Raw genomic sequence first — 20174 nt, forward strand, 5'->3', positions numbered from 1 at the left:
CGCGGCGAGGCCTTGACACTCACCGTGGCGATCTGCGATGGCCGCGGGGGCACGGCCGGGCGGCCGGCGCCGGTCGACTAGATTGATCTCGCGGGCACCGGCGCCACGAGCGCTGTGCCTGCGGCATTGCCTGCAGACAAGGAGGCGCCGTGAAGGCACTGTACAAATCCGAGCCGGGACCCGGCCTTCAGCTGGTCGAACGACCCGATCCCGTCGCCGGTCCGGGCGAGGTCATCATCCGAATCCTGCGCACCGGGATCTGCGGCACCGACCTTCACATCCGGCGCTGGGACGACTGGGCGGCATCCGCCGTGAAGACCCCCCTGATCCCGGGCCACGAGTTCTTCGGCGAGGTCGTCGAGATCGGCGACATGGTGCACGACGTCGCGGTCGGCGACCAGGTCTCGGGCGAGGGTCACATCGTCTGCGGCACGTGCCGCAACTGCCGGGCCGGCCGCCGCCAGATGTGCATCCGCACCCAGGGCGTCGGCGTGCAGCGCGACGGCGCGTTCGCGGAGTACCTCTCCCTCCCCGCCAGCAACGTGTGGGTGCACCACGAGTCGATCGAACCCGACGTGGGGGCGATCTTCGACCCGCTCGGCAACGCCGTGCACACCGCCCTCGCGTTCCCCGTCGTCGGTGAGGACGTGCTCGTCACCGGCTGCGGCCCCATCGGCCTCATGGCGATCGCCGTCGCCCGTCACGTCGGCGCACGGTTCATCGTCGGCACCGACGTGAGCTCGCAGCGGCTCGAGATGGCGCGGCAGATGGGAGCCGACGAGGTGGTCGACGTCTCGCGCGAGGACATCGCCGCCGCACAGCGCGCGCTCGGCATGCGGGAGGGATTCGACGTCGGGTTCGAGATGAGCGGCGCCGCCACTGCGCTGCCGCAGATGATCGAGAACATGAACCACGGCGGCCGCATCGCGATGCTGGGCCTCCCGTCCGCCCCGTTCGCGATCGACTGGGGCAAGGTCGTCACCCACATGCTCACCCTCAAGGGCATCTACGGCCGGGAGATGTTCGAGACGTGGAACGCGATGGGCGCGATGCTGCAGACGAGCGCCGCGCTGCGCGCATCCATCGCCTCGATCATCTCCGACCGCTTCCCCGCCCGCGAGTGGGAGAAGGCCTTCGACGCCGCAGCCGGCGGCGCGACCGGCAAGATCATCCTGGATTGGACGCAGTCATGACCGCCACCCGCTACCTCGAGCACGCCGCATCCGTCCTCGCCGACATCGATCGGGCCGGCCTCACGAAGCACGAGCGCGGCATCGCCGGCCCCCAGCAGGCCGAGATCATCGCCGACGGCGCCGAGGTGCTGAACTTCTGCGCCAACAACTACCTCGGCCTCGCCGACGACCCCAGGCTGGTGGATGCCGCCAAGCGGGCGCTCGACGACTGGGGCTACGGGCTCGCGTCGGTGCGGTTCATCTGCGGAACCCAGGAGCAGCATCTCGAGCTCGAGCAGCGCGTCTCGCAGTTCCTCGGCACCGAGGCGACGATCCTCTTCTCATCGTGCTTCGACGCGAACGGCGGCGTGTTCGAGGCGCTGTTCACGGACGAGGACGCGATCATCTCCGACGAGCTGAACCACGCGTCGCTCATCGACGGCATCCGGCTGTGCAAGGCGCGGCGGCTGCGCTACCGCAATCGCGACATGGCCGATCTGCGCGCGCAGCTGGAGGCGTCCGCCGACGCCCGGTTCCGCGTCGTCGTGACCGATGGCGTCTTCTCCATGGACGGCTACATCGCCCCGCTGCGCGAGATCTGCGATCTCGCCGAGGAGTTCGATGCGCTCGTCTTCGTCGACGATTCGCATGCCGTGGGCTTCGTGGGCGAGAACGGCCGCGGCACGCCCGAGCTGTGCGGCGTCGAGGGCCGGGTCGACATCTACACCGGCACCTTCGGCAAGGCGCTGGGCGGCGCCTCCGGCGGTTACGTGTCGTCGCGGCGCGAGATCGTCGACGTGCTGCGCCAGAAGGCGCGTCCCTACCTGTTCTCGAACACCGTGGCGCCGGCGATCGTCGCCGGCACGCTGCAGGCCCTCGACATGCTCGAGGGCTCCGGCGAATTGCGCGAGAAGCTCAAGGCGAACGCCTCCCTCTTCCGCCGGCTCATGACCGAGGCGGGATTCGACCTGCTGGAGGGCGAGCACCCGATCGTGCCCGTGATGTTCGGCGACGCCGCACGCACCGCCCGCATCGCGGATGAGATGGGGCGGCGCGGCATCTACGTGACCGCGTTCAGCTTCCCGGTGGTGCCGCGCGAGAAGGCACGCATCCGCGTGCAGCTGTCGGCAGCGCACACGGAAGACCAGATCCGGCGCTGCGTCGACGCGTTCATCGCGGCGCGAGCCGCCGTGGCCGAGGACGCCGAGGCATCGGTCGAGGCCTCGGCGACGCAGGGCCGGGGAGAGCGAGCATGACGGATGTCGTGCAGTGCCGCACGTGCGGAGTGGAGCGGCATGCCGCCGACCTTCCGGAGCTGTGCCCGATCTGCGCCGATGAGCGCCAGTATCCCGACCCCGACGGCCAGCACTGGGTCGACCCCGGGGCTTTCGACGGTCGCATCTCGCTGACCGAGCACGAGCCGGGCCTGTGGGGACTCGATATCGCCGACGGCGTGGGCATCGGCCAGCAGGCGAAGGTGATCGTCACGCCGAGCGGCACCGTGATGGTGGACGTCCCGGGTGCCATCACGACGGATGCGGTGGCCGCCGTCCGAGCGCTGGGCCCGACGCTCGCCATCATCCCGTCGCATCCGCATATGTTCGGCGTGCAGTCGCTCTGGTCGCGGGCGCTGGACGACGCGCCGGTGTACGTGGCCGCCGTCGACGCGGAGTGGCTCGGGCGCCGTCCCGACGCGCTGCGGCTGTGGGATGACGTGATCGAGCCGGCGCCCGGAGTGGTCGCGTCACAGCCCGGCGGACACTTCCCCGGCAGTTGCGTCGTGCACTGGTCGGGCGCCGACGACGCCGGCGTGCTGCTGTGCGGCGACACGATCATGGTCAATCCCGACCGCCACACCGTGTCGTTCCTGCGGTCGTATCCGAACCGGCTTCCGCTCTCGGCCGCCGTCGTGGAGCGCATCGCCGCCCACGTCGACCGGTACGAGTTCGACCGCGTCTACAGCAATTTCGGTCTGCGCATCGACCACGATGGGAAGTCCGCGGTGCAGGTGTCGGCGGACCGGCATGCGGCGTGGGTGCGCGGAGAGTTCGACCACCTCACCGGTCCCGGCTGACGCGACTGCCGGGCGCAGCTTCGCCGGCCCGGCCGTCGAGAAGCGCGGTGATCGTGGATGCGACGAGTTCGGGCTGCTCCGCCTGGATGAGGTGCGCCGAAGGGACGCGCTCGAAGCGGCCGTCCGGCAGCTCGGCGACGTAGCGCTGCTGGTGGTCCGAGATCGTCTCTTGGTCGCTGCCCCGTCGGAACGGCCGGTCGGCGGACAGCAGCACCGTCGGGCACCGCGGCAGCCGGGGCGGGGCCGTACGGAAGTCGCGAACCGCGGCCGCGACGGCCGCGAGTTCCTTGCGCGTCTGAGCGAGTCCGGGCCGGGTGAAGTCTTCGGCGAGCATCGTCCGGTACGTCGCGGGCGGGAAGATCGGTCGGAGCTTCCGCGTAAGCCTGCGCGCGAACGGACGGAACCAGACGAGTGCGCCGCTCACGGCGAGGGAGACGTTCACGATGCGGGCAACCCTGTCGAAGCCGTCGTAGGTCGGTGCGCGTTCCGGCGTCGTGTCGATCAGCAGCAGCGCCGCCAGTCGCGACTCCAGGCGCTCGAGCGCGTTGCGCACGACGAGTCCGCCCATGCTGTGGGCGACGACGACGAGCCGCGCCCCGCGCGGAACGAGCGTCTCGACGAGTGCGGCGAGGTCGTCACCCATCTCCCGGATGCCGAGCCGTGCCGCGGTGCGTCCGCTGCGGCCGAATCCCGCGCGGTCGTAGGCGATCACATGCGCGCGCTCCGTCAGGAGCGGCACGACGGCATCCCACGAGGTGCGCCCGAGCCCCGATCCCGCTTCGAAGACGATCCAGTCCGATCCGGTTCCGCGCTCCTCGACGTAGATCGTCCGCCCGTTGACATCGAGGCGCCGGCCGACGACGCCTCGCTCGCCCGCGCCATCCGATTTCATATCTGCAAACGGTATCACTTGTGAAAGAGTGAGGCCATGGATGTCACGGAGCTTCTTCTCCACCCCGTGCGACTGCAGATCGTGCATGCGCTGGCGGGTGGCCGCGAACTGACGGTCGGCGAACTGGGCGAGCTCCTGACCGGTGCGTCGAAGGTCACGATCTACCGGCACGTCGCCGCGCTTGCGGCGGGGGCCTTCATCGAGGTCGCCGCCGAGCAGAAGGTGCGCGGGGCCGTCGAGCGGCGGTACCGGCTCCGCAGCGATCGCCCCTCCGTCACGGTGGAGAACGCTGCGGCGATGTCGCTCGACGATCATCGGCGCGGCTTCGCCGCTGCGATGCTCGTGCTGCTCGCCGAGTTCGAGAACTACCTCGACCGCGACGGCGCCGACCCGGTGGCCGACTCCGTCTCCTATCGGCAGGCAACGGTGTGGCTGACCGATGGCGAGCTTGCCGAGCTCGGCGAGGAGCTCCAGACGCTGTTCGGCTCGCTCGCCCGCGGGGAGCCCGGCCCCGGCCGGCGCGCCTATCGGCTCAGCCCGGTCTTCTTTCCCGCACCAGCGCCGCAGCAAGACGCGTCAGGCTGAGCTCATCCGGCGGCCGTCGCGAGTTCCTTCACGAGCCGCGGCGCCCGCCGGCACCCGACCTGGGAAAGACGAAGCGCCCCGCAAGGAGGCGCTTCGACATTTGGTGGACCTGAGGGGATTCGAACCCCTGACCTCTTCATTGCGAACGAAGCGCGCTACCAACTGCGCCACAGGCCCAAGAACCTCAGCAACACTATCACGACTCACGGGGCGCTTCGAACGCCGACGGACCGACGCATCCGCCTCTGCCCACGTCGGTGGACGACGGTCAGCCGACCGCGCGCTCGCGCAGCAGCGCCCGCACGTGCGCCTCGATCTCGGCGTCGTCGACGTGGCCCATCCGGGCAAGACGCGCCGTGTCCAGCTCGGCGGGGCGCTCGCGCTCCGCGCGCTCGCGCAGCGGCTCGTCCAGCGCCGCCTGCCGCAGCTGCTCCCGCTCGGCGGCTCCCGCGAGCACTGCGGCGGCACGGGAACCGGCCGACGCGGTGAGCGGTCGGGGCAGCTCGCGCGGCTGCCACGCACGCTCGTCCTCAAGCGAGAGATCCTGCGGCTCGCGCGCAACGCGAGCCCGCACGGGCACCTCGGTCCGGGGTGCGGCGACGCCGGCATGCGCACTCACCCGCGCCATCCGCGTCAGCAGAAGCACGCACGCCCCCACGACGCCGGCGCCGATTGCGAGGGGCACCGCGCTCCCGGACTGCAGGAGCGCGAACACGCCCCACCCGCTCACACCCAGTGCCAGCATCCCGATCACGGTCACCGTCAGCCTCGCGCGGCGCCGCGCACGTGCCACAGGAGAGACGGATGCCGGCGTGGAGCCGGTCCGGCCTGCACGTGCCGCCGCTTCCTGCCGGGCGGACTGCGCAGCGGCGTGCATCGTCACGAGTCGTTGTGCGGCCTCGCGCTCCGCCGCCGCCGCGAGCGCCGCCTCGCGCGCCGCGGCCGCGCGCTGCGCGGCGCGCTCAGCCTCCGCACGCCGCAGGGCCGCCTGCTCCTGCTCGATGAGATCGCGGCGCGCGAGCGCGTCGCGGGCGATCTGCGCGTCGCGGGCGAGTGCCTCGCGCTCGAGCTGTGCGGCGCGGGCGAGCTCATCCCGCTCGGCCTGCGCCTTTCGCGCCACCTCTTCGCGCTCCGCCTGCGCACGGCGTGCGAGCTTCTGCTGAGCAGCCGCGGTGCGAGCGCTCAGCTCCAGGCGCACCTCGTCGGGCGTCTCGCTCGTCTCGGCCAGGACGCGCAGGGCCTGGTTCAGGCGCACGGCGTTGCGCTCGGCGGCGTCGAACTGGTGACGCTGGTACCAGCTGGGCAGCAGATACACGAGCCACAGCACGACCGCCACGAGAACGACGATCCCCCCGCTCAGCACCTGCCCACCCATGCAGACAACGGTATGCGACCGGGACGCCCGCACCCCGCAACGGCTCGCGTGTCGTGAGCTACGCGGGCAGCCGGTCGGTCGGCGGGATCGCCGCCGCATCCTGCGGAGCACGTCCCGCCGCCCACCGGGCGAGCACTCCCTCCGGGACGTCTTCGCGGGTGAGCGCGAAGCAGTAGTGGTCGCGCCAGTCGCCGTTGATGTGGATGTAGCGGCGCCGCAGACCCTCGTAGCGGAAGCCCAGCTTCTCGACGACGCGCAGGCTCGCCTTGTTCTCGGGCCGGATGCAGATCTCCATGCGGTGCAGACGCAGCTCGGTGAAGCAGATGTCGGTCGCCAGCGCCACCGATATCGGGGTGATGTCGCGGCCCGCATACCGCTCGCTCACCCAGTAGCCGATCGTCGCCGAGGCGAGCGAACCGCGGGCGATGCCCCACACGTTCAGCTGCCCGGCGATCTGGCCGTCCCACTCCATCACGAACGGCACGCCGGCGCCGTCACGGTACTGCTGCAGCAGGCGCCGGATGCCGACACGCATGTCGAGCGAGACGGGGCCGTCGGGACTCGTCGCCTCCCAGGGCCGCAGCCAGGCGCGATTGCTCAGCAGCTCGTGCTGCAACGTGCGCGCATCCTTCTGCCGCACGAGGCGGATCGAGACGGCGCCGTGTCGATGCGGGTCGGTGAGATCCATGTCGCCCTCCGTTCTGCCTCGTGGAGGAGGCGATCGGGCAGTCGGCTACAGCGTCTGTGCGAAATCCTTGAACCAGGGGCGCAGCTGCGGTCCGAGATCCTCACGGTCGGCGGCCAGCTGAACGATGGCCTTGATGTAGTCAACTCTATCGCCGGTGTCGTACCGGCGTCCCCGGAAGACGACGCCGTACACGCCGGCGCCGGCATCGGACGCGAGCTCCTGCAACGCATCCGTCAGCTGGATCTCTCCGCCCTTGCCCGGCTCGGTGCGCTCGAGGATCTCGAAGACCTCGGGCGGCAGCACGTACCGGCCGATCACGGCGAGGTTCGACGGCGCGTCTTCCGCACTCGGCTTCTCGACGAGCCCCAGGACCTTCACGACGTCGGGGTCGTCGGTCGGCTCGACGGCGGCCGCGCCGTACATGTGGATCTGCGACGGTTCGACCTCCATGAGGGCGATCACCGTGGCGCCGCGCTTGTCGTACTCCCCCAGCATCTTCGGCAGCAGCGGGTCGCGCTCGTCGATGAGGTCGTCACCCAGCAGCACCGCGAACGGGTGGTCGCCGACGTGTCCGCGCGCCCGGGCAACCGCGTGCCCGAGTCCGCGCGGCTCGCCCTGCCGCACGAGGTGGATGTCGGCAAGGTCGCTCGAGTGCTGAACCCGCGCGAGGCGGTCGCTGTCGCCCTTGAGCTCGAGCCGCGACTCCAGCTCGGGCACCGAGTCGAAGTGATCCGCGATGGGGTTCTTGTTGCGCCCGATGATGATGAGCACGTCGCGGATGCCCGAATCCACGGCCTCCTCGACGACGTACTGGATGGCCGGCTTGTCGACCACCGGCAGCATCTCCTTGGGCATCGCCTTCGTGGCGGGGAGGAACCGCGTTCCCAGTCCGGCGGCAGGGATCACGGCTTTGAAGGGCTTATGCGGCATCTCCCTATGCTAGCGACCGTAGAATCGGGGACATGCCCGACGCGATCGACCACGCCAAACGCGCACTGCGCGCCGAGCTGCGTGAGCGGCGTCAACAGGTCTCCCAGACCGCCCGCCGGGCCGCCGAGGCGGGCATCGCGGCCCAGCTCGACGCTCTCGTCGAGTCGCTCGGCGCCCGCTCCGTCTCGTGCTATCTCGCCACGACCACCGAGCCGGGAACCCGCAGCTTCGTCACCGCCGCCGTGAACCGCGGCATCCGTGTGCTGCTGCCCATCACCCGGGTCGACGGTCTGCTCGACTGGGTCGTGGCAGATCCGGAAGGGGCCGTCGCCGACGGGCTCCTCGGCATCCCGGAGCCCGTCGGCGAGCTGCTCGGCCCGATCGCCGTCAACGACGTCGACCTCATGATCATCCCCGCCGCCGCCGTGGACAAGAGCGGGATGCGTCTGGGCTGGGGCCGCGGCTACTTCGACAAGACGATCGGCTCGATGGAGCGGTGCCCGCCCGTGTACGCGGTCGTCTACGACAGCGAGCTGATCGACGAGGTCCCCCGCGATCTGCACGACCAGCCCGTCACCGGGGTCGTCACGCCGACCCGCACCCTCACCCTTGCGCCCGCCGGGCGCTGAACCGGAGAACGATGCCCACCTACGCCTACGCCTGCAAGCAGTGCGGCCACGCCTTCGACGCCGTGCAGTCCTTCGCCGACCCGGCCCTCACCGTCTGCCCCGAGTGCGGCGGCCCGCTGCGCAAGCAGTACGGGTCGATCGGCGTGACGTTCAACGGCTCGGGCTTCTACCGCACCGACTCGCGCACGTCGCCGTCGGGCGGTTCGGGCAAGGCCGCGTCGTCCGGCGATTCCGGCAAGGCGGCGTCCACCGGCGATTCGGGTGGCGCGTCGGGATCGTCTTCGCCATCATCGAAGTCGGAGGCAAAGGCCTCCCCCGCATCCGCGGGGTCGTAACCGGCGTAGGCCGGCGAACACTCGGGAGACTGACGTGATCAAAGGCTTCAAGGAATTCATCGCTCGCGGCAATGTCATCGACCTCGCGGTGGCCGTGGTCATCGGCGCTGCGTTTGGCGCCATCGTCACGGCGATCGTCGAAAGCATCATCAACCCGCTGATCGCGCTGGTCTGGAAGTCCGACGCCAGCGGCAAGATCGGCTTCACGATCCACGGCCTGTACGGTCCCGTGATCTTCCCGATCGGGAACCTCATCACGGCGGTGATCAGCTTCCTCGCGATCGCGGTCGTGGTGTACTTCGTCTTCGTCTACCCGATGAACAGGTACAAGGAGCACCGCGCGGCCAAGATCGCCGCCGGCGTCACCGAAGAGCCGGAGGCCCTTCCCTCGGAGCAGGAGCTGCTCGTGCAGATCCGCGACCTCCTCGAGAAGCAGCAGGCCGACGGCACTGTCTCGGCTGGACGGGTGCAGTAGGCCGATTCAGTAGTGCGGCGGCTTCTCGCGCCGCATCCGCTCGTCATTGGGGCCGGTCTCCGCGTCCGACGACTCGTCGGCGGCGACCGGCTCCTGCGTCGTTCCGGGAGCGGGCGTCAGCTTCGCGCGGCGGGAGCCGCGCACGTGCACGATGCGCTGCCGCTCGGAGTCGTCACTCGACATCGATAGGCTGGGTGTCGGCATCCGCCGTCGGCGTCTCGGGATGCACGCCGAGGATCCCCGCGATGCGCTGTGCGACGCCGGCCGGGTCGCTGTACAGATCGAACGCGTGCACGCGGACGTAGTGCCAGCCGAGGCGGCGCAGCACCTGGGGCCGCAGGCGCAGCGTCTCGCGCAGCGACCCGGCCGCCGTCTCGGGGTCGGACTCTGCCACGACGGCCTTGCCGCCGTACTGGGCGACGAGCGGCAGCAGTCCGCGGTAGTGCACGTCGACCGAGACGCCGAGGCGGCGCAGCTCCCGCGCGAGCGCGAGGGTGAGCGGGTCGGCGAGGTCTTCGAGTCGCGCGTCGCGCGCCCGTGCGGCGATGCCGCCGAGCACCGTCATCAGGGTCGCCGCGCCGTGCTCGAGGCGGCCGTCGTCGAACGCCGAGGGACGGATGCACGACACGATGACCATCGAACGGCGGGCACGCGTCATCCCGACGGTGAGCAGCCGTTCGCCGTCGGGCGTGGAGAGGTCGCCGAAGTCGCTGAGCACACGCCCGTGCCGCGTGAGCCCGTAGCCGAGCGAGAAGATCACGCGGTCGCGGCTCTCGGCGACCGATTCTTCGAGGGTGAGCACCGCGAACGGCTCCGCGGTGTCGCGGGAGACGAAGTCCGCCACATCGGAACGGCCCGCGAACGCCGCGTCGACGGCGGCCCGCACGCGCTCGGCGTGCCGGGCGCTGGCGGTGACCACCATGAGCGATTCCTTGCCGCGGTTCACCGCATGCTCGACCACGAGCGTCACGACGCGCGCCACCTCGGCGTCGGGGCTCTCCACGGCGCCGGTGTGCGGGTCGGGCACCCCCACTCCACCCTCGACGTAGTCGACGGACAGGCTGCCGCGGCCGAGGTAGGAGCCCGCCCACGGCAGCGACGCGAGCTCGCCGCCGTAGAACGCATCGTTGACGAGCTCGGCCAGGTCCTCGCCGCCCGCGCGGTAGCTGCGCGTGAGCGTCTCGACCGGGACGAGTTCGGCGAGACGCTCGAACACGCTCGTGCCGTCGAACTGGTCCTGCTCGTCGGACAGCTCCTCCTCGGCGCGCGGGCGCCCCACAGCGATGCGGAACGGCGTCGGCTGCTGGGTCACCGGGTCGCCGAACGCGACCACCTGGCGCGCGCGGCGGAGCGCCGGGGCGGCCTCGGCAAGCGAGAGCGCACCGGCGTCGGCGAGCAGCACGACGTCGAACGTGACCGAGTCGGGGATGAGAGTGACGTCGTACGGCGACGCGATCCAGGCGGGGGCGAGGGTGTCGGCGAGGTTCGGCGCCGTGCGCACGAGCTGGTCGGCGGTGATCTCCCCCGACTTCAGCGCGTGCTTCAGGCCCGACGCCTCATCGGCGTGGTCCACGATCCCGATGCGCCACTGCGTCGCGAGGCGCGCCGCCAGCAGCGGGCCGGATGCGGCGACATGGGCTTCGTCGACGAGCCGGTAGTCACGCTCCAGGCGGTCGACGACGGAGGTGTTCGCGCCCAGCAGCGCCCTGTCGGTGCGCAGCAGGTGCTCGAGCGCCGACTGCCACCACGTGTACTCGAGCTCCGCGCGCACCTGGTCCTCGGTGACGTGCCGCACGCTCAGCTCGAGCAGCAGCGGCTCCAGACCCATCCGCTCGAGCTCCGCGCGCAGCGTCGCCCGCTCGATGAGGTTCTCGAAGTACGCGGAGTCGGCGGCGAGGCCGGCCAGCTCGCGCACGAGCCGCTGCGCGGGCAGCGCGCTCAGGCGCGCGGCATCCGTCTGACCCAGGACGCGATCGAGGTCGTCGAGGCCCGACTGGGTGCGCAGCCACAGCGCGTGCACGTCGGCGAGACCCACCGGCACCTCGGGCGCCGCGCTCGCTGCCTCGGCGTGCGACTCCCACTGCGTGCGCTGGCGCTGGATGCGCACGAGCGCCTCGTACATGTCCGGCACGTGCACACCCGGCCGCACGTACTCCCGCGCCAGGCTGCGCAGCCGCCGCCGGTCGGCGCCGGACAGCTGCGGCGCATCCCGCCGCGGCCCGTGTGCGTGGATGAGCTCGGTGAGCGGCCGCTCGAAGACGGTCGGGCTGAACCTGTCGAGCGAGTCGCGGATGCCCTGGAGGAGCCGGAGGTATTCGCCGAGCTCGGAGACGGTCCGGAACGGCCGCATGTGCGTCTGCGCGATGAGCTCATAGCCGCGTTCGAGCAGAGCGGGGGCGTCGTCACGGTGCAGGCGCCGGGCGAGCGCATGCGCCGCGCGGGCGTCGCCGGTCGAGGTGAACGTGACGCCGTACCACGGCGAGTCGTCGGGGCCGAAGCGGAACTCGCCCAGCCGCGCCGCCGCCACGAGCTTGTCGGCGGCCTGGCTGCGGATGTTCTTCAGCCGCTGCAGCGTCGCTGCGTCGAACCGCGCGGAGCCCGCCGGGCGGTGGGTCGCGGCGAGCGCCGTGAGCTCGCGCACGATGTCGAGCACCGACACGCCGAGTTCTGGGCGGGGCTCCGTCAGGGCGCCGCGGTAGTCGCGCAGCACAGTGCGCAGGCGCACGAGCGCATCGTCGATGTCGCTGATGCGCGGCTGCTCGGCCTTCTCGTTGCGGCCGATGGCGCGGATGAGGTCGCGCCGCAGATGCGTGGGCGACACGGCGAGTCCGGCCAGACCGATGCCCGCCAGGCGATGGCGGACGCCTTCGAGCGTCGAGCGGCGCGCGCTCACCACGAGCACCCGCTTGCCGTCGTCGAGCAGAGCGCCGAGCGCGTTGATCACCGTCTGCATGCCGCCGGTGCCGGGCAGCGTGTGCACGACGAGGGACTGGCCGTCGGTCACCCGGGCGAGCACGTCCTCCTGCTCCGCGTCGGCATCGAGCAGAAGGGTGTCGGATGCCGGCGGCCGCTCGTCGGGGTCGGTCACCGCCGGGCGGTCGCGGTGGAGCGCGAGCAGCTCCCGGTCGTCGGTGTGGCCGGCGAGGCCGTTGAGCACCGGGTGGTCGAGGTTCGTCAGGTCGCGTGCCATGCGCGCGCCGATGTCGCCGAAGGTCGACACGACGAGGCGCGGACGCACGCTGAACGACGGGATGTGGGCGGTGAGCTGACGGAGCCGGTCGATCACGGGCTGCGGGTTGAAGACGCCGCCGGCGGTGGCGAGCGAGGCGAGGTGGGCGCCGTCGAGCTGGACGCCGAACTGCGTGGCGAGGGCGCGGACGAGCTCACTGTTGACGGCGAAGGCGCCGTGCAGCTTGACCTCGAAATCGGTGTGGTGGCGACGGATCGCGGTCGGCCGCAGCAGCACCGGCGCGCAGTATTCGGCGTCGCCGTTCGTCCAGGCGGCGAGGCCCACGGCGAGACGCACGACATCGAGGCCGCGCGCCGTGCGCAGCTCGACGTTCTTCGACGCGACCTGTCCGGCGGCGACCCGCGCCGTGCGCAGCCCGACCTCGTCGCGGAAGAGGTTGGACAGCAGCGTGGAACGGCCGGTGATGAACTGCGGCAGACTGCCGGGATGCGCCTTGGTGATCTCGATCGCCGCGTCGGCGCCGTCCACGAAATGCAGCAGGGTGGAGCGGCCTCCGAGACGAGCCGCCTGTGCACGGATGCGCTCCCGTTCCGGCTCTGCCACGTGCATCACTGTCACCCCGGGATCCGAGAGCGTGAGGGTCGCCGGGGTCACGTCCGCCTCATCCGGATCCCTCTTGGCGCTCATCACAGCGCTTCCCTCAGCTCGCCACACAGACACACCCTAAGCTCCCGCCGCTCCCGCGTCCGGCAGCGCGGCGCGAGTTTCGCGGGATTGCCGCGAGACTTGCCGCGCTGATCGGCGGTTCCTCCCCAACCGTGTCCGATGCACGGTCGCCGGGCGACCGTCCACGGATCGGTCAGGACCGCCGCCATCGGCCGGCAGAGGTTGTCAGGATGGTGACATGACGCACGCCACGTTCACCGTCCATCCCTCGCCGGTCGGCGACATCCTGCTCGTCTCGACCGAGGAGGGCCTCGTCATCCTGCACGTGCTGCGGGGGGACGACGACGAGCGCGACCTCGGCATCCAGCTCGCACGGCTCACGCTGGCGCTGCGCACGCTCCCCGACCGCGACGACGACGCGCACACCGAGGTCACGCGTCAGCTCGACGAGTACTTCGACGGAGCACGGACGGTGTTCGACCTCCCGCTCGACTGGCGCCTCGTGGGCGGATTCGCCCGCGAGGCGCTGCAGGCGGCGTGCGACATCCCGTATGCGCAGACGGCCGGCTACGGCGAGGTCGCCGTGATGGCCGGACGACCCCGCGCGGCCCGGGCAGTCGGCAACGCGTGCGCGAACTCGCCGTTCTCGATCGTCGTCCCGGTGCACCGGGTGGTGCGGTCGGACGGCTCGATCGGCGGGTACGGCGGACGCGCCGAGGTCAAGAAGTTCCTGCTCGACCACGAGCAGGCCGGCGAGCACGCGTCGGGCGAGTAGGCCGCCCGACGCGGGAACGGCCCCGGAGTTCCCCAGGGCCGTTCCACCTCGACGTCAGACGAGTGGGCCGATCAGTGCGAGGTCGCCTTCTCCGCGCCGAAGCCGGTGAGCGAGCGCACCTCCATCTCGGCGGCGCGTTCCGGGTCCTCGTCCTTGCGCGACAGGACCGAGCCGAGCCATCCCAGCACGAACCCGACGGGGATCGAGACGATACCCGGATTGTTCAGCGGCCAGATCGCCGTGCCCACATTCTTGAAGACGCTCGTCTCGCCGCCCCAGAAGACCGGGGAGAGGAAGATGAGGATGATCGCGGCAGCCAGGCCGCCGTACATGCTCCACACCGCCCCGCGCGTGGTGAAGTTCTTCCAGAACAGCGAGTAGAGGATCGTCGGCAGGTTGGCCGAGGCCGCGACGGCGAACGCCAGCGCGACGAGGAACGCCACGTTCTGGTGCTGCACGCCGATCCCGCCGACGATCGCGAGGATGCCGATCACGACGACCGTGCGTCGGGCGACCTTGACCTCGCCGCCCGCGGGCACGTTCCCCTTCTTCACGACGTTCGCATAGATGTCGTGGGAGAACGAGGCGGCGGCCGTGATCGTGAGCCCGGCGACGACGGCGAGGATCGTGGCGAATGCGACGGCGGAGATGATGCCGAGCAGCACCGGTCCACCGAGGTATGCCGCGAGGAGCGGCGCCGCCGAGTTCACCCCGCCGGGAGCCGCCTTGATCGCGTCGGGCCCGACGAGGGCACCGGCGCCGTAGCCGAGCACCAGCGTGAGCAGGTAGAAGATGCCGATGAGCCAGATCGCCCAGACCACGGAACGACGGGCCTCCTTCGCGGTGGGCACCGTGTAGAAGCGCATCAGCACGTGCGGAAGGCCCGCCGTGCCGAGCACGAGAGCGAGCGCGAGCGACACGAAGTCCCAGGGGTTGGCGCCGTACTGCAGGCCGGGGCCGAGCACCGACTCCCCCGCCGGTGACGTCGCCACGGCGTGCTCGAGGAGCACGTCGAGGCTGAAGCCGTGCAGCGCGAGCACCCACACCGCCATCACGACGGCGCCGATGATGAGCAGGAACGCCTTCACGATCTGCACCCATGTGGTGCCCTTCATTCCGCCGACGAGCACGTAGACGATCATGAGCACGCCGACCACGGCGATCACGACCGACTGGCCGACCTCGCCGTCGATGCCGAGCAGCAGCGACACGAGTCCGCCGGCGCCCGCCATCTGCGCGAGCAGATAGAAGAGGCACACCACGAGCGTCGTGATCGCCGCCGCCATCCGTACGGGGCGCTGCTTGAGCCGGAACGACAGCACGTCGGCCATCGTGAACTTTCCGGTGTTGCGCATCAGCTCCGCGACGAGCAGGAGCGCGACGAGCCACGCGACGAGGAATCCGATCGAGTAGAGGAATCCGTCATAGCCGTTGACGGCGATCGCCCCGCAGATGCCGAGGAACGAGGCCGCGGAGAGATAGTCACCCGAGATCGCGAAGCCGTTCTGAGGCCCGCTGAAGGATCGACCGGCGGCGTAATAATCGGCCGCGGTCTTGTTGTTGCGACTCGCGCGGATCACGATGAACAGCGTCACCGCGACGAACAGCGCGAAGATCGTCATGTTCAGGATGGGGTCGTTCTCCACTTTCGTGGCCTTCTCGGCCGCGAAGGACAATGCGTTCATGATGCGGCCCCCTGCCGCGCCTCGAGTTCGGCGCGGATGACTTCAGCCTTCGGATCGAGCCGGCGATTCGCATAGGACACGTACCACATCGTGATGGCGAACGTCGTGACGAATTGCCCGAGACCGAACAGCAGACCGACGGTGATGTCTCCCCACACGCGCTGCGACATGAAGTCGGTCGCGAACGAGGAGAGCAGGACGTAGACGAAATACCAGAGCAGGAACGCCACCGACAAAGGAAAGACGAAACTGCGCTGCGTCTTGCGCAATTGCCGGAATGGCGCCGACTGCTGCACGGCGACATAGTCGATGTCACCCGTCGGGGTGACATCGGTGGTGGATTCTGACACGGGGCCTCCTTGCCTCGGTGATAGGGTCGACGCTACGAAAATCGGCAGCGACGCCGTCACCCCCGGAAGTAGGTAGTGCGTGGCAGCACCTGCGGGCATGGCACCCGGCGTGAGCGGGAAGGATCCCGACTCCGATCTCATCGAGCGCGCGGTCGGCGACCTCGCCCGGCGCACGCGCTTCCCCGTGGCGTTCGGCGGCATGCTCCACGAGGGCGCCGTCCGTGTGAGCGCCGTCGCCGGTGCGCGCACGCGCCGTATCGACGGCCTCGTGGTGCGCCCCGGCCGGGGTCTCGGCGGTCGCGCGGTGATCGAGACGCGGCCGCGCGTGACGCTGGACTACCGCACGGCCAAGAGCATCACGCACGATTACGACAGCGTCATCCTCGGCGAGGGAATCGCGACCCTCTTCGCGGTTCCCGTCATGGTCTCGGGCACCGCCCGTGGCGTGCTGTACTGCGGCTCCTGGGGCCAGCGGCGCGTCGGCGAGGTCGCGGCGCAGCCCGCGTTCGCGATCGCCGACGAAGTCGCCGCCGAACTGCGCATCCGCGACGAGGTGCGTCGCCGGCTCTCGCGCCTTCCCGACGCGGCGCCCGCGGCGGGAATCGCCCCCGCCCTGCAGGAGCAGATTCGCGAGACGTATGCGGAGTTGCGCCGAATCGCGGCATCCGTCGAAGATTCCGGACTGCGCGCTCAGCTGCACAATGTGGAGCACCGTCTTGCCGCGCTCTCGCGTGAAGAGGCGACCGTCGAACTCGACATCCCGCTCTCCCCGCGCGAGATCGACGTGCTCGCGTGCGCCGCATTGGGCTCGACGAATTCCGAGATCGGATCGGCGCTCGGAGTGAAAGAGGCGACGGTGAAATCGTATCTCGCGTCGGCAATGGCGAAATTGGATGTCTCGACCCGGCATTCGGCGGTGGCGAAAGCGCGTCGAGCCGGAATTCTTCCATAGCGTCGCCCAGCAGCATCCGATAAAGTCGCCGCTATGGCTCGCAAAATCGTTCACCAGCTCGTCGACGACCTCGACGGCACTGTTCTCGAAGCCGGAGAAGGGCAGACAGTCCTCTTCTCTCTCGACGGCGTCGCTTATGAGATCGACCTCACCGAATCGCACGCGGAAGAACTTCGCGACGCGCTGTCGAAGTACGTCGACGCGGCACGCGCCGTATCCGGCCAGCGCGCACGGCGTGGCGGCTCGGCGGGCCGCGGCGCCGGGCGCCAGCGCGCCGGTCAGCGCGATTACGGACCGATCCGCGCCTGGGCCGCCGAGAACGGCTACCCCGTCTCGGAGCGGGGCCGGGTTCCGGCCGCGGTTCTCGAGGCTTACGACGCCGCGCATTGATTCCACGGAGGAGGCGCCCGCCGATCGGCGGCGCCTCCTCTCGCGTGTGACAGGCGACGCTCCGCCGCCGGCCGCAGCCGCGGCGTCGCGCCCGGCAGCCGCCGGTGTCGCAATATGACGGCACTTCACAGGCGCGTCGTCATGCGCCCCTCTAGGCTGAGCCGCACCGTCCCGATCCGAAAGGCACCCCGATGCCCGGCATCCACAACGACATCACGTCAGCATTCGGCGACACGCCGCTCGTCCGACTGAACCGCCTCACCGACGGGCTCGACGCGACGGTGTACGCGAAGCTCGAGTACTTCAACCCCGGATCGAGCGTCAAGGATCGTCTGGGGATCGCCCTGGTCGACGCGGCCGAGGAGTCCGGCGCCCTGCAGCCCGGCGGCACGATCGTCGAGTCCACGAGCGGCAACACCGGCATCGCGCTCGCCCTGGTCGGCGCGGCGCGCGGGTACCGCGTCATCCTCACGATGCCCGCGTCGATGTCGAAGGAGCGTCGCGTGCTGCTGAAGGCGTTCGGCGCCGAGATCGTGCTCACGGATCCGACGAAGGGGATGAAGGGCGCTCTGGCCGAGGCGGAGCAGATCGTCGCCGACACGCCGGGCGCCATCCTCGCCGAGCAGTTCTCCAGTCCCGCGAACGCCGCGATCCACCGCAAGACCACGGCCGAGGAGATCTGGCGCGACACCGACGGCGACATCGACATCTTCGTCGCCGGGGTCGGGACCGGCGGCACGATCACCGGCGTCGGACAGGTGCTCAAGGAGCGCAAGCCGGACGTGGCCGTCATCGCAGTCGAGCCCTCTGCCTCGCCGCTGCTGAGCACCGGGCAGGCAGGGCCGGCGAAGATCCAGGGCATCGGTCCGAACTTCGTGCCGCCGGTGCTCGACACCGAGGTGTACGACGAGGTCGTGACCGTGGAGTTCGACGACGCCCTCGCCACCGCCCGCAAGCTCGCGACCCACGAGGGGATCCTCGCCGGCATGTCGTCGGGCGCCGCGGTCTGGGCGGCCCTCGAGGTCGCCGCGCGGCCGGAGAACGCCGGCAAGAAGATCGTCGTCATCGTCCCCGACACGGGTGAGCGCTACCTCAGCACCGCGCTGTTCGAGGACCTGCGCGAAGACTGAGATGTCGTTCGTCAGCCGGTTCCGAGAGGATGTCGCCGCCGCGCGTCTGCGCGACCCGGCGGCACGCAGTGCGATCGAGATCGCGCTGCTCTACCCCGGGCTCCACGCCGTGTGGGCGCACCGCGCCTGGCATGTCCTGTGGGTCCGGCGCGCGCGGTTCCTCGCGCGCGCCGGTTCGCAGCTGACGCGTGCGCTCACCGGGATCGAGATCCACCCCGGCGCGGTGATCGGCCGGCGGCTGTTCATCGATCACGGCGCCGGCGTCGTGATCGGCGAGACGGTTGAAGTGGGCGACGACGTGCTGATCTACCATGGCGTGACGCTCGGCGGACGGCAGCGCGGCGGCGGCAAGCGGCATCCCACGATCGGGGACCGCGTCGCCATCGGGGCGGGAGCGAAGGTTCTCGGCCCGATCACGATCGGCGCCGGAAGCGTGATCGGCGCGAACGCCGTCGTGACGAAGGACGCGCCGGCCGACAGCATCCTCGTCGGAGTGCCGGCGAAGCCGCGCACCCGTCGCCCCGGCGAAGACACTCGCGCCGTGCTCACCGCCCCCGAGTACTACATCTGAGGGACCGCTCACCTGTCGCAAATCGACCTGCCCGCCGATACGGAGGGTCGATTTGCGACAGGCGAACGGGTCTGCGCGGGGACGGTGCCCGCGGTGCAAGAGGGGCGGGTCCGATCGCGGCGGTGCCGGACCGCGACTACCCGCGGGTACGTATCGCCTCGCGGACCCGCGCGGCGAGCGTCTCGGGGTGCGCGAAGACCATGTCGCGGGTCACGCGGATCACCCGCCATCCCTCCGCGGCGAGCCGATCGTGCTTGAGGATGTCGCGATTCCACGTCTCGGTGTCGGTGCGGTGATGATCGCCCTCATATTCGATCGCGATCTTCAACTCCGGATAGGCCAGGTCGACGCATCCGATGAAGCTGCCGTCCGAAGCGTAGACATCGTGGTCGAGCACCGGTTCGGGCAGGCCGGCATCGATGATGATCAGCCGGGTCCACGTCTCGGGGCGCGACGAGGAACCTTGCCTCGCCAACGGCAACGCCGTGCGCAGGAGCGGTTTGCCCACACGGCGGCCCGCGAACAGTGCCGCCTCCAGTTCACGCATCGTCGCGATAGCGGGCGGCATCGGTTTGTCGAACTCGCCAGGCATCCGCGGAACGCGCACGAGGTGATCTGCTGCCGCAACGATGTCGTAGGGATGCCGAAGCTGGGCGCCGAGCATCGCCCACGTCGTGGCGGGCGATGTCACCGCGACGCGCATCACCGGATGCTGCACCACGCGGGTGAGCGCCGGCTGCGCCTCATGACCGTGCACTCCCGCCGCACGTCCTGCCCGCACGGGCGCAAGGACCGAGACGTGGAGCTCGTCGTCCAGAAGAACCGCGAGCGGAAGGGGGACGCCCCAGATGACGGCCGCCGTGGAATGACTGAAGAACTCGTGTCTCGTCATCCTCGGGGTGTACCGACGTACGGCACGGAGAATCCGACGCCGCTGGTTCCGCGCAAGCCGGATGCTCGGCCCGCTCTCCTCCTCCGGCGTAGCGGGACCGTCAAGCTCCTCCGGCTCCTCGCGCTCGGCGACGGCACGCACACCGTGGAAGGGGCGCTCGAGGTCGCCCGCACGAAGCCGGCCCTCGCCGATTCCGATGCGGCGTGCATCACGCGTACGGAACACCGGGCCGAGCTCGTCGGGGAGGTCGATTCGCGACATCCCCCCACCCTGTCCTGTTCACGAACCGCGCCCCGGAAGTTATCCACCTGTGGAGGCGCCGATGAACCGTTCCCCTGTCGCAAATCGACCTTCCAGGCCGAAATGAAGGTCGATTTGCGACAGGTGAATGGTCCGCACGCGCACGGGAACGTCCGAA

General features: G+C 70.4%; 21 protein-coding genes and 1 tRNA gene. 12 read left to right on the plus strand and 10 right to left on the minus strand.

All coding sequences use genetic code 11. From position 1 onward, the window contains the following. The first annotated feature begins 149 nt into the window (after positions 1-149). The 3 genes from tdh to AC3RX1_RS00080 are packed head-to-tail and all read left to right on the plus strand — an operon-like array spanning position 150 to position 3246. On the plus strand, positions 150-1193 hold the full coding sequence (tdh, locus tag AC3RX1_RS00070) for an L-threonine 3-dehydrogenase (protein ID WP_491499192.1): 1044 nt from the start codon (positions 150-152) through the stop codon (positions 1191-1193). Next, positions 1190-2428, plus strand: coding sequence for a glycine C-acetyltransferase (locus tag AC3RX1_RS00075; RefSeq protein WP_491499193.1), 1239 nt, complete (start codon positions 1190-1192; stop codon positions 2426-2428). Before tdh ends, AC3RX1_RS00075 begins: the two co-directional genes overlap by 4 nt. Continuing rightward, on the plus strand, positions 2425-3246 hold the full coding sequence (locus AC3RX1_RS00080; protein ID WP_491499194.1) for an MBL fold metallo-hydrolase: 822 nt from the start codon (positions 2425-2427) through the stop codon (positions 3244-3246). The genes AC3RX1_RS00075 and AC3RX1_RS00080 overlap by 4 nt, the downstream gene beginning before the upstream one ends. Here AC3RX1_RS00080 and AC3RX1_RS00085 read toward each other — a convergent pair. Continuing rightward, positions 3230-4138, minus strand: coding sequence for an alpha/beta fold hydrolase (locus AC3RX1_RS00085; protein WP_491499195.1), 909 nt, complete (start codon positions 4136-4138; stop codon positions 3230-3232). The genes AC3RX1_RS00080 and AC3RX1_RS00085 overlap by 17 nt on opposite strands. A 36-nt stretch (positions 4139-4174) precedes the next feature. Between AC3RX1_RS00085 and AC3RX1_RS00090 the strand changes: the two genes are divergently transcribed. Continuing rightward, complete coding sequence (locus AC3RX1_RS00090; protein ID WP_491499196.1) at positions 4175-4723, plus strand: helix-turn-helix domain-containing protein; 549 nt, start codon at positions 4175-4177, stop codon at positions 4721-4723. A 101-nt stretch (positions 4724-4824) separates the two neighbouring features. On the opposite strand, the gene AC3RX1_RS00095 is transcribed toward AC3RX1_RS00090, so the two are convergent. The 4 genes from AC3RX1_RS00095 to galU form a co-directional block, all read right to left on the minus strand. Beyond that, a tRNA-Ala gene (locus tag AC3RX1_RS00095) sits at positions 4825-4900 on the minus strand. A 91-nt stretch (positions 4901-4991) separates the two neighbouring features. Next, positions 4992-6098, minus strand: coding sequence for a SepX/GlpR family protein (locus AC3RX1_RS00100; protein WP_491499197.1), 1107 nt, complete (start codon positions 6096-6098; stop codon positions 4992-4994). 58 nt (positions 6099-6156) lie between these two features. Then, positions 6157-6786, minus strand: a complete 630-nt coding sequence (locus AC3RX1_RS00105; RefSeq protein WP_491499198.1) for a GNAT family N-acetyltransferase — start codon at positions 6784-6786, stop codon at positions 6157-6159. Positions 6787-6831: 45 nt separating this feature from the next. Beyond that, entirely contained in the window at positions 6832-7716 is an 885-nt protein-coding gene (galU, locus tag AC3RX1_RS00110) for a UTP--glucose-1-phosphate uridylyltransferase GalU (protein WP_491499199.1), read from the minus strand. A gap of 32 nt (positions 7717-7748) precedes the next feature. On the opposite strand from galU, the gene AC3RX1_RS00115 reads away from it, so the two are divergent. The 3 genes from AC3RX1_RS00115 to mscL are packed head-to-tail and all read left to right on the plus strand — an operon-like array spanning position 7749 to position 9155. Next, complete coding sequence (locus AC3RX1_RS00115; RefSeq protein ID WP_491499200.1) at positions 7749-8345, plus strand: 5-formyltetrahydrofolate cyclo-ligase; 597 nt, start codon at positions 7749-7751, stop codon at positions 8343-8345. A gap of 11 nt (positions 8346-8356) precedes the next feature. Next, positions 8357-8680, plus strand: coding sequence for an FmdB family zinc ribbon protein (locus AC3RX1_RS00120; RefSeq protein WP_491499201.1), 324 nt, complete (start codon positions 8357-8359; stop codon positions 8678-8680). Positions 8681-8714: 34 nt separating this feature from the next. After that, entirely contained in the window at positions 8715-9155 is a 441-nt protein-coding gene (gene mscL, locus AC3RX1_RS00125) for a large conductance mechanosensitive channel protein MscL (protein WP_491499202.1), read from the plus strand. Positions 9156-9161: 6 nt separating this feature from the next. Here mscL and AC3RX1_RS00130 read toward each other — a convergent pair whose 3' ends face one another. Together AC3RX1_RS00130 and AC3RX1_RS00135 are read right to left on the minus strand one after the other, a co-directional pair. After that, entirely contained in the window at positions 9162-9338 is a 177-nt protein-coding gene (locus AC3RX1_RS00130) for a hypothetical protein (protein WP_491499203.1), read from the minus strand. After that, positions 9328-13032 (minus strand): AAA family ATPase, encoded by a 3705-nt coding sequence (locus AC3RX1_RS00135; RefSeq protein WP_491499204.1) that lies wholly within the window; start codon positions 13030-13032, stop codon positions 9328-9330. The genes AC3RX1_RS00130 and AC3RX1_RS00135 overlap by 11 nt, the downstream gene beginning before the upstream one ends. 217 nt (positions 13033-13249) lie before the next feature. Here AC3RX1_RS00135 and AC3RX1_RS00140 point away from each other — a divergent pair, with 217 nt between their 5' ends. After that, a complete protein-coding gene (locus tag AC3RX1_RS00140) occupies positions 13250-13786 on the plus strand; it encodes a methylated-DNA--[protein]-cysteine S-methyltransferase (RefSeq protein ID WP_491499205.1) in 537 nt (178 codons plus the stop codon). Positions 13787-13857: 71 nt separating this feature from the next. On the opposite strand, the gene AC3RX1_RS00145 is transcribed toward AC3RX1_RS00140, so the two are convergent. Together AC3RX1_RS00145 and AC3RX1_RS00150 are read right to left on the minus strand one after the other, a co-directional pair. Then, positions 13858-15471 (minus strand): monocarboxylic acid transporter, encoded by a 1614-nt coding sequence (locus AC3RX1_RS00145; RefSeq protein ID WP_491499206.1) that lies wholly within the window; start codon positions 15469-15471, stop codon positions 13858-13860. Next, positions 15468-15821 (minus strand): DUF485 domain-containing protein, encoded by a 354-nt coding sequence (locus AC3RX1_RS00150; protein WP_491499207.1) that lies wholly within the window; start codon positions 15819-15821, stop codon positions 15468-15470. The genes AC3RX1_RS00145 and AC3RX1_RS00150 overlap by 4 nt, the downstream gene beginning before the upstream one ends. Positions 15822-15900: 79 nt before the next feature. Here AC3RX1_RS00150 and AC3RX1_RS00155 point away from each other — a divergent pair, with 79 nt between their 5' ends. The 4 genes from AC3RX1_RS00155 to epsC all read left to right on the plus strand — a co-directional run bounded on the left by AC3RX1_RS00155 (position 15901) and on the right by epsC (position 18864). Next, complete coding sequence (locus tag AC3RX1_RS00155; RefSeq protein WP_491499208.1) at positions 15901-16773, plus strand: LuxR C-terminal-related transcriptional regulator; 873 nt, start codon at positions 15901-15903, stop codon at positions 16771-16773. Positions 16774-16806: 33 nt separating this feature from the next. Beyond that, on the plus strand, positions 16807-17163 hold the full coding sequence (locus AC3RX1_RS00160; protein WP_491499209.1) for a histone-like nucleoid-structuring protein Lsr2: 357 nt from the start codon (positions 16807-16809) through the stop codon (positions 17161-17163). A 191-nt stretch (positions 17164-17354) separates the two neighbouring features. Beyond that, positions 17355-18293 carry a cysteine synthase A gene (gene cysK, locus AC3RX1_RS00165; RefSeq protein ID WP_491499210.1) on the plus strand — a complete coding sequence of 313 codons (939 nt, stop codon included), beginning with the start codon at positions 17355-17357 and terminating at the stop codon, positions 18291-18293. Position 18294: 1 nt separating this feature from the next. Next, complete coding sequence (gene epsC / locus AC3RX1_RS00170; protein WP_491499211.1) at positions 18295-18864, plus strand: serine O-acetyltransferase EpsC; 570 nt, start codon at positions 18295-18297, stop codon at positions 18862-18864. A 136-nt stretch (positions 18865-19000) separates the two neighbouring features. Here the strand turns inward: epsC and AC3RX1_RS00175 are convergent, their stop codons facing one another. After that, positions 19001-19567, minus strand: coding sequence for an endonuclease domain-containing protein (locus AC3RX1_RS00175; protein WP_491499212.1), 567 nt, complete (start codon positions 19565-19567; stop codon positions 19001-19003). Between the last annotated feature and the right edge of the window lie 607 nt (positions 19568-20174).

Source organism: Microbacterium altimontanum (genome assembly GCF_058349865.2).

Bases quoted from the DNA above. Each gene is read 5' to 3' on its own strand.
- AC3RX1_RS00075 (WP_491499193.1), top strand. From the start codon at position 1,190: ATGACCGCCACCCGCTACCTCGAGCACGCCGCATCCGTCCTCGCCGAC.
- AC3RX1_RS00080 (WP_491499194.1), top strand. From the start codon at position 2,425: ATGACGGATGTCGTGCAGTGCCGCACGTGCGGAGTGGAGCGGCATGCC.
- AC3RX1_RS00085 (WP_491499195.1), bottom strand. From the start codon at position 4,138: ATGAAATCGGATGGCGCGGGCGAGCGAGGCGTCGTCGGCCGGCGCCTC.
- AC3RX1_RS00090 (WP_491499196.1), top strand. From the start codon at position 4,175: ATGGATGTCACGGAGCTTCTTCTCCACCCCGTGCGACTGCAGATCGTG.
- AC3RX1_RS00100 (WP_491499197.1), bottom strand. From the start codon at position 6,098: ATGGGTGGGCAGGTGCTGAGCGGGGGGATCGTCGTTCTCGTGGCGGTC.
- AC3RX1_RS00105 (WP_491499198.1), bottom strand. From the start codon at position 6,786: ATGGATCTCACCGACCCGCATCGACACGGCGCCGTCTCGATCCGCCTC.
- galU (WP_491499199.1), bottom strand. From the start codon at position 7,716: ATGCCGCATAAGCCCTTCAAAGCCGTGATCCCTGCCGCCGGACTGGGA.
- AC3RX1_RS00115 (WP_491499200.1), top strand. From the start codon at position 7,749: ATGCCCGACGCGATCGACCACGCCAAACGCGCACTGCGCGCCGAGCTG.
- AC3RX1_RS00120 (WP_491499201.1), top strand. From the start codon at position 8,357: ATGCCCACCTACGCCTACGCCTGCAAGCAGTGCGGCCACGCCTTCGAC.
- AC3RX1_RS00130 (WP_491499203.1), bottom strand. From the start codon at position 9,338: ATGTCGAGTGACGACTCCGAGCGGCAGCGCATCGTGCACGTGCGCGGC.
- AC3RX1_RS00135 (WP_491499204.1), bottom strand. From the start codon at position 13,032: ATGAGCGCCAAGAGGGATCCGGATGAGGCGGACGTGACCCCGGCGACC.
- AC3RX1_RS00140 (WP_491499205.1), top strand. From the start codon at position 13,250: ATGACGCACGCCACGTTCACCGTCCATCCCTCGCCGGTCGGCGACATC.
- AC3RX1_RS00145 (WP_491499206.1), bottom strand. From the start codon at position 15,471: ATGAACGCATTGTCCTTCGCGGCCGAGAAGGCCACGAAAGTGGAGAAC.
- AC3RX1_RS00160 (WP_491499209.1), top strand. From the start codon at position 16,807: ATGGCTCGCAAAATCGTTCACCAGCTCGTCGACGACCTCGACGGCACT.
- cysK (WP_491499210.1), top strand. From the start codon at position 17,355: ATGCCCGGCATCCACAACGACATCACGTCAGCATTCGGCGACACGCCG.
- epsC (WP_491499211.1), top strand. From the start codon at position 18,295: ATGTCGTTCGTCAGCCGGTTCCGAGAGGATGTCGCCGCCGCGCGTCTG.
- AC3RX1_RS00175 (WP_491499212.1), bottom strand. From the start codon at position 19,567: ATGCGCGTCGCGGTGACATCGCCCGCCACGACGTGGGCGATGCTCGGC.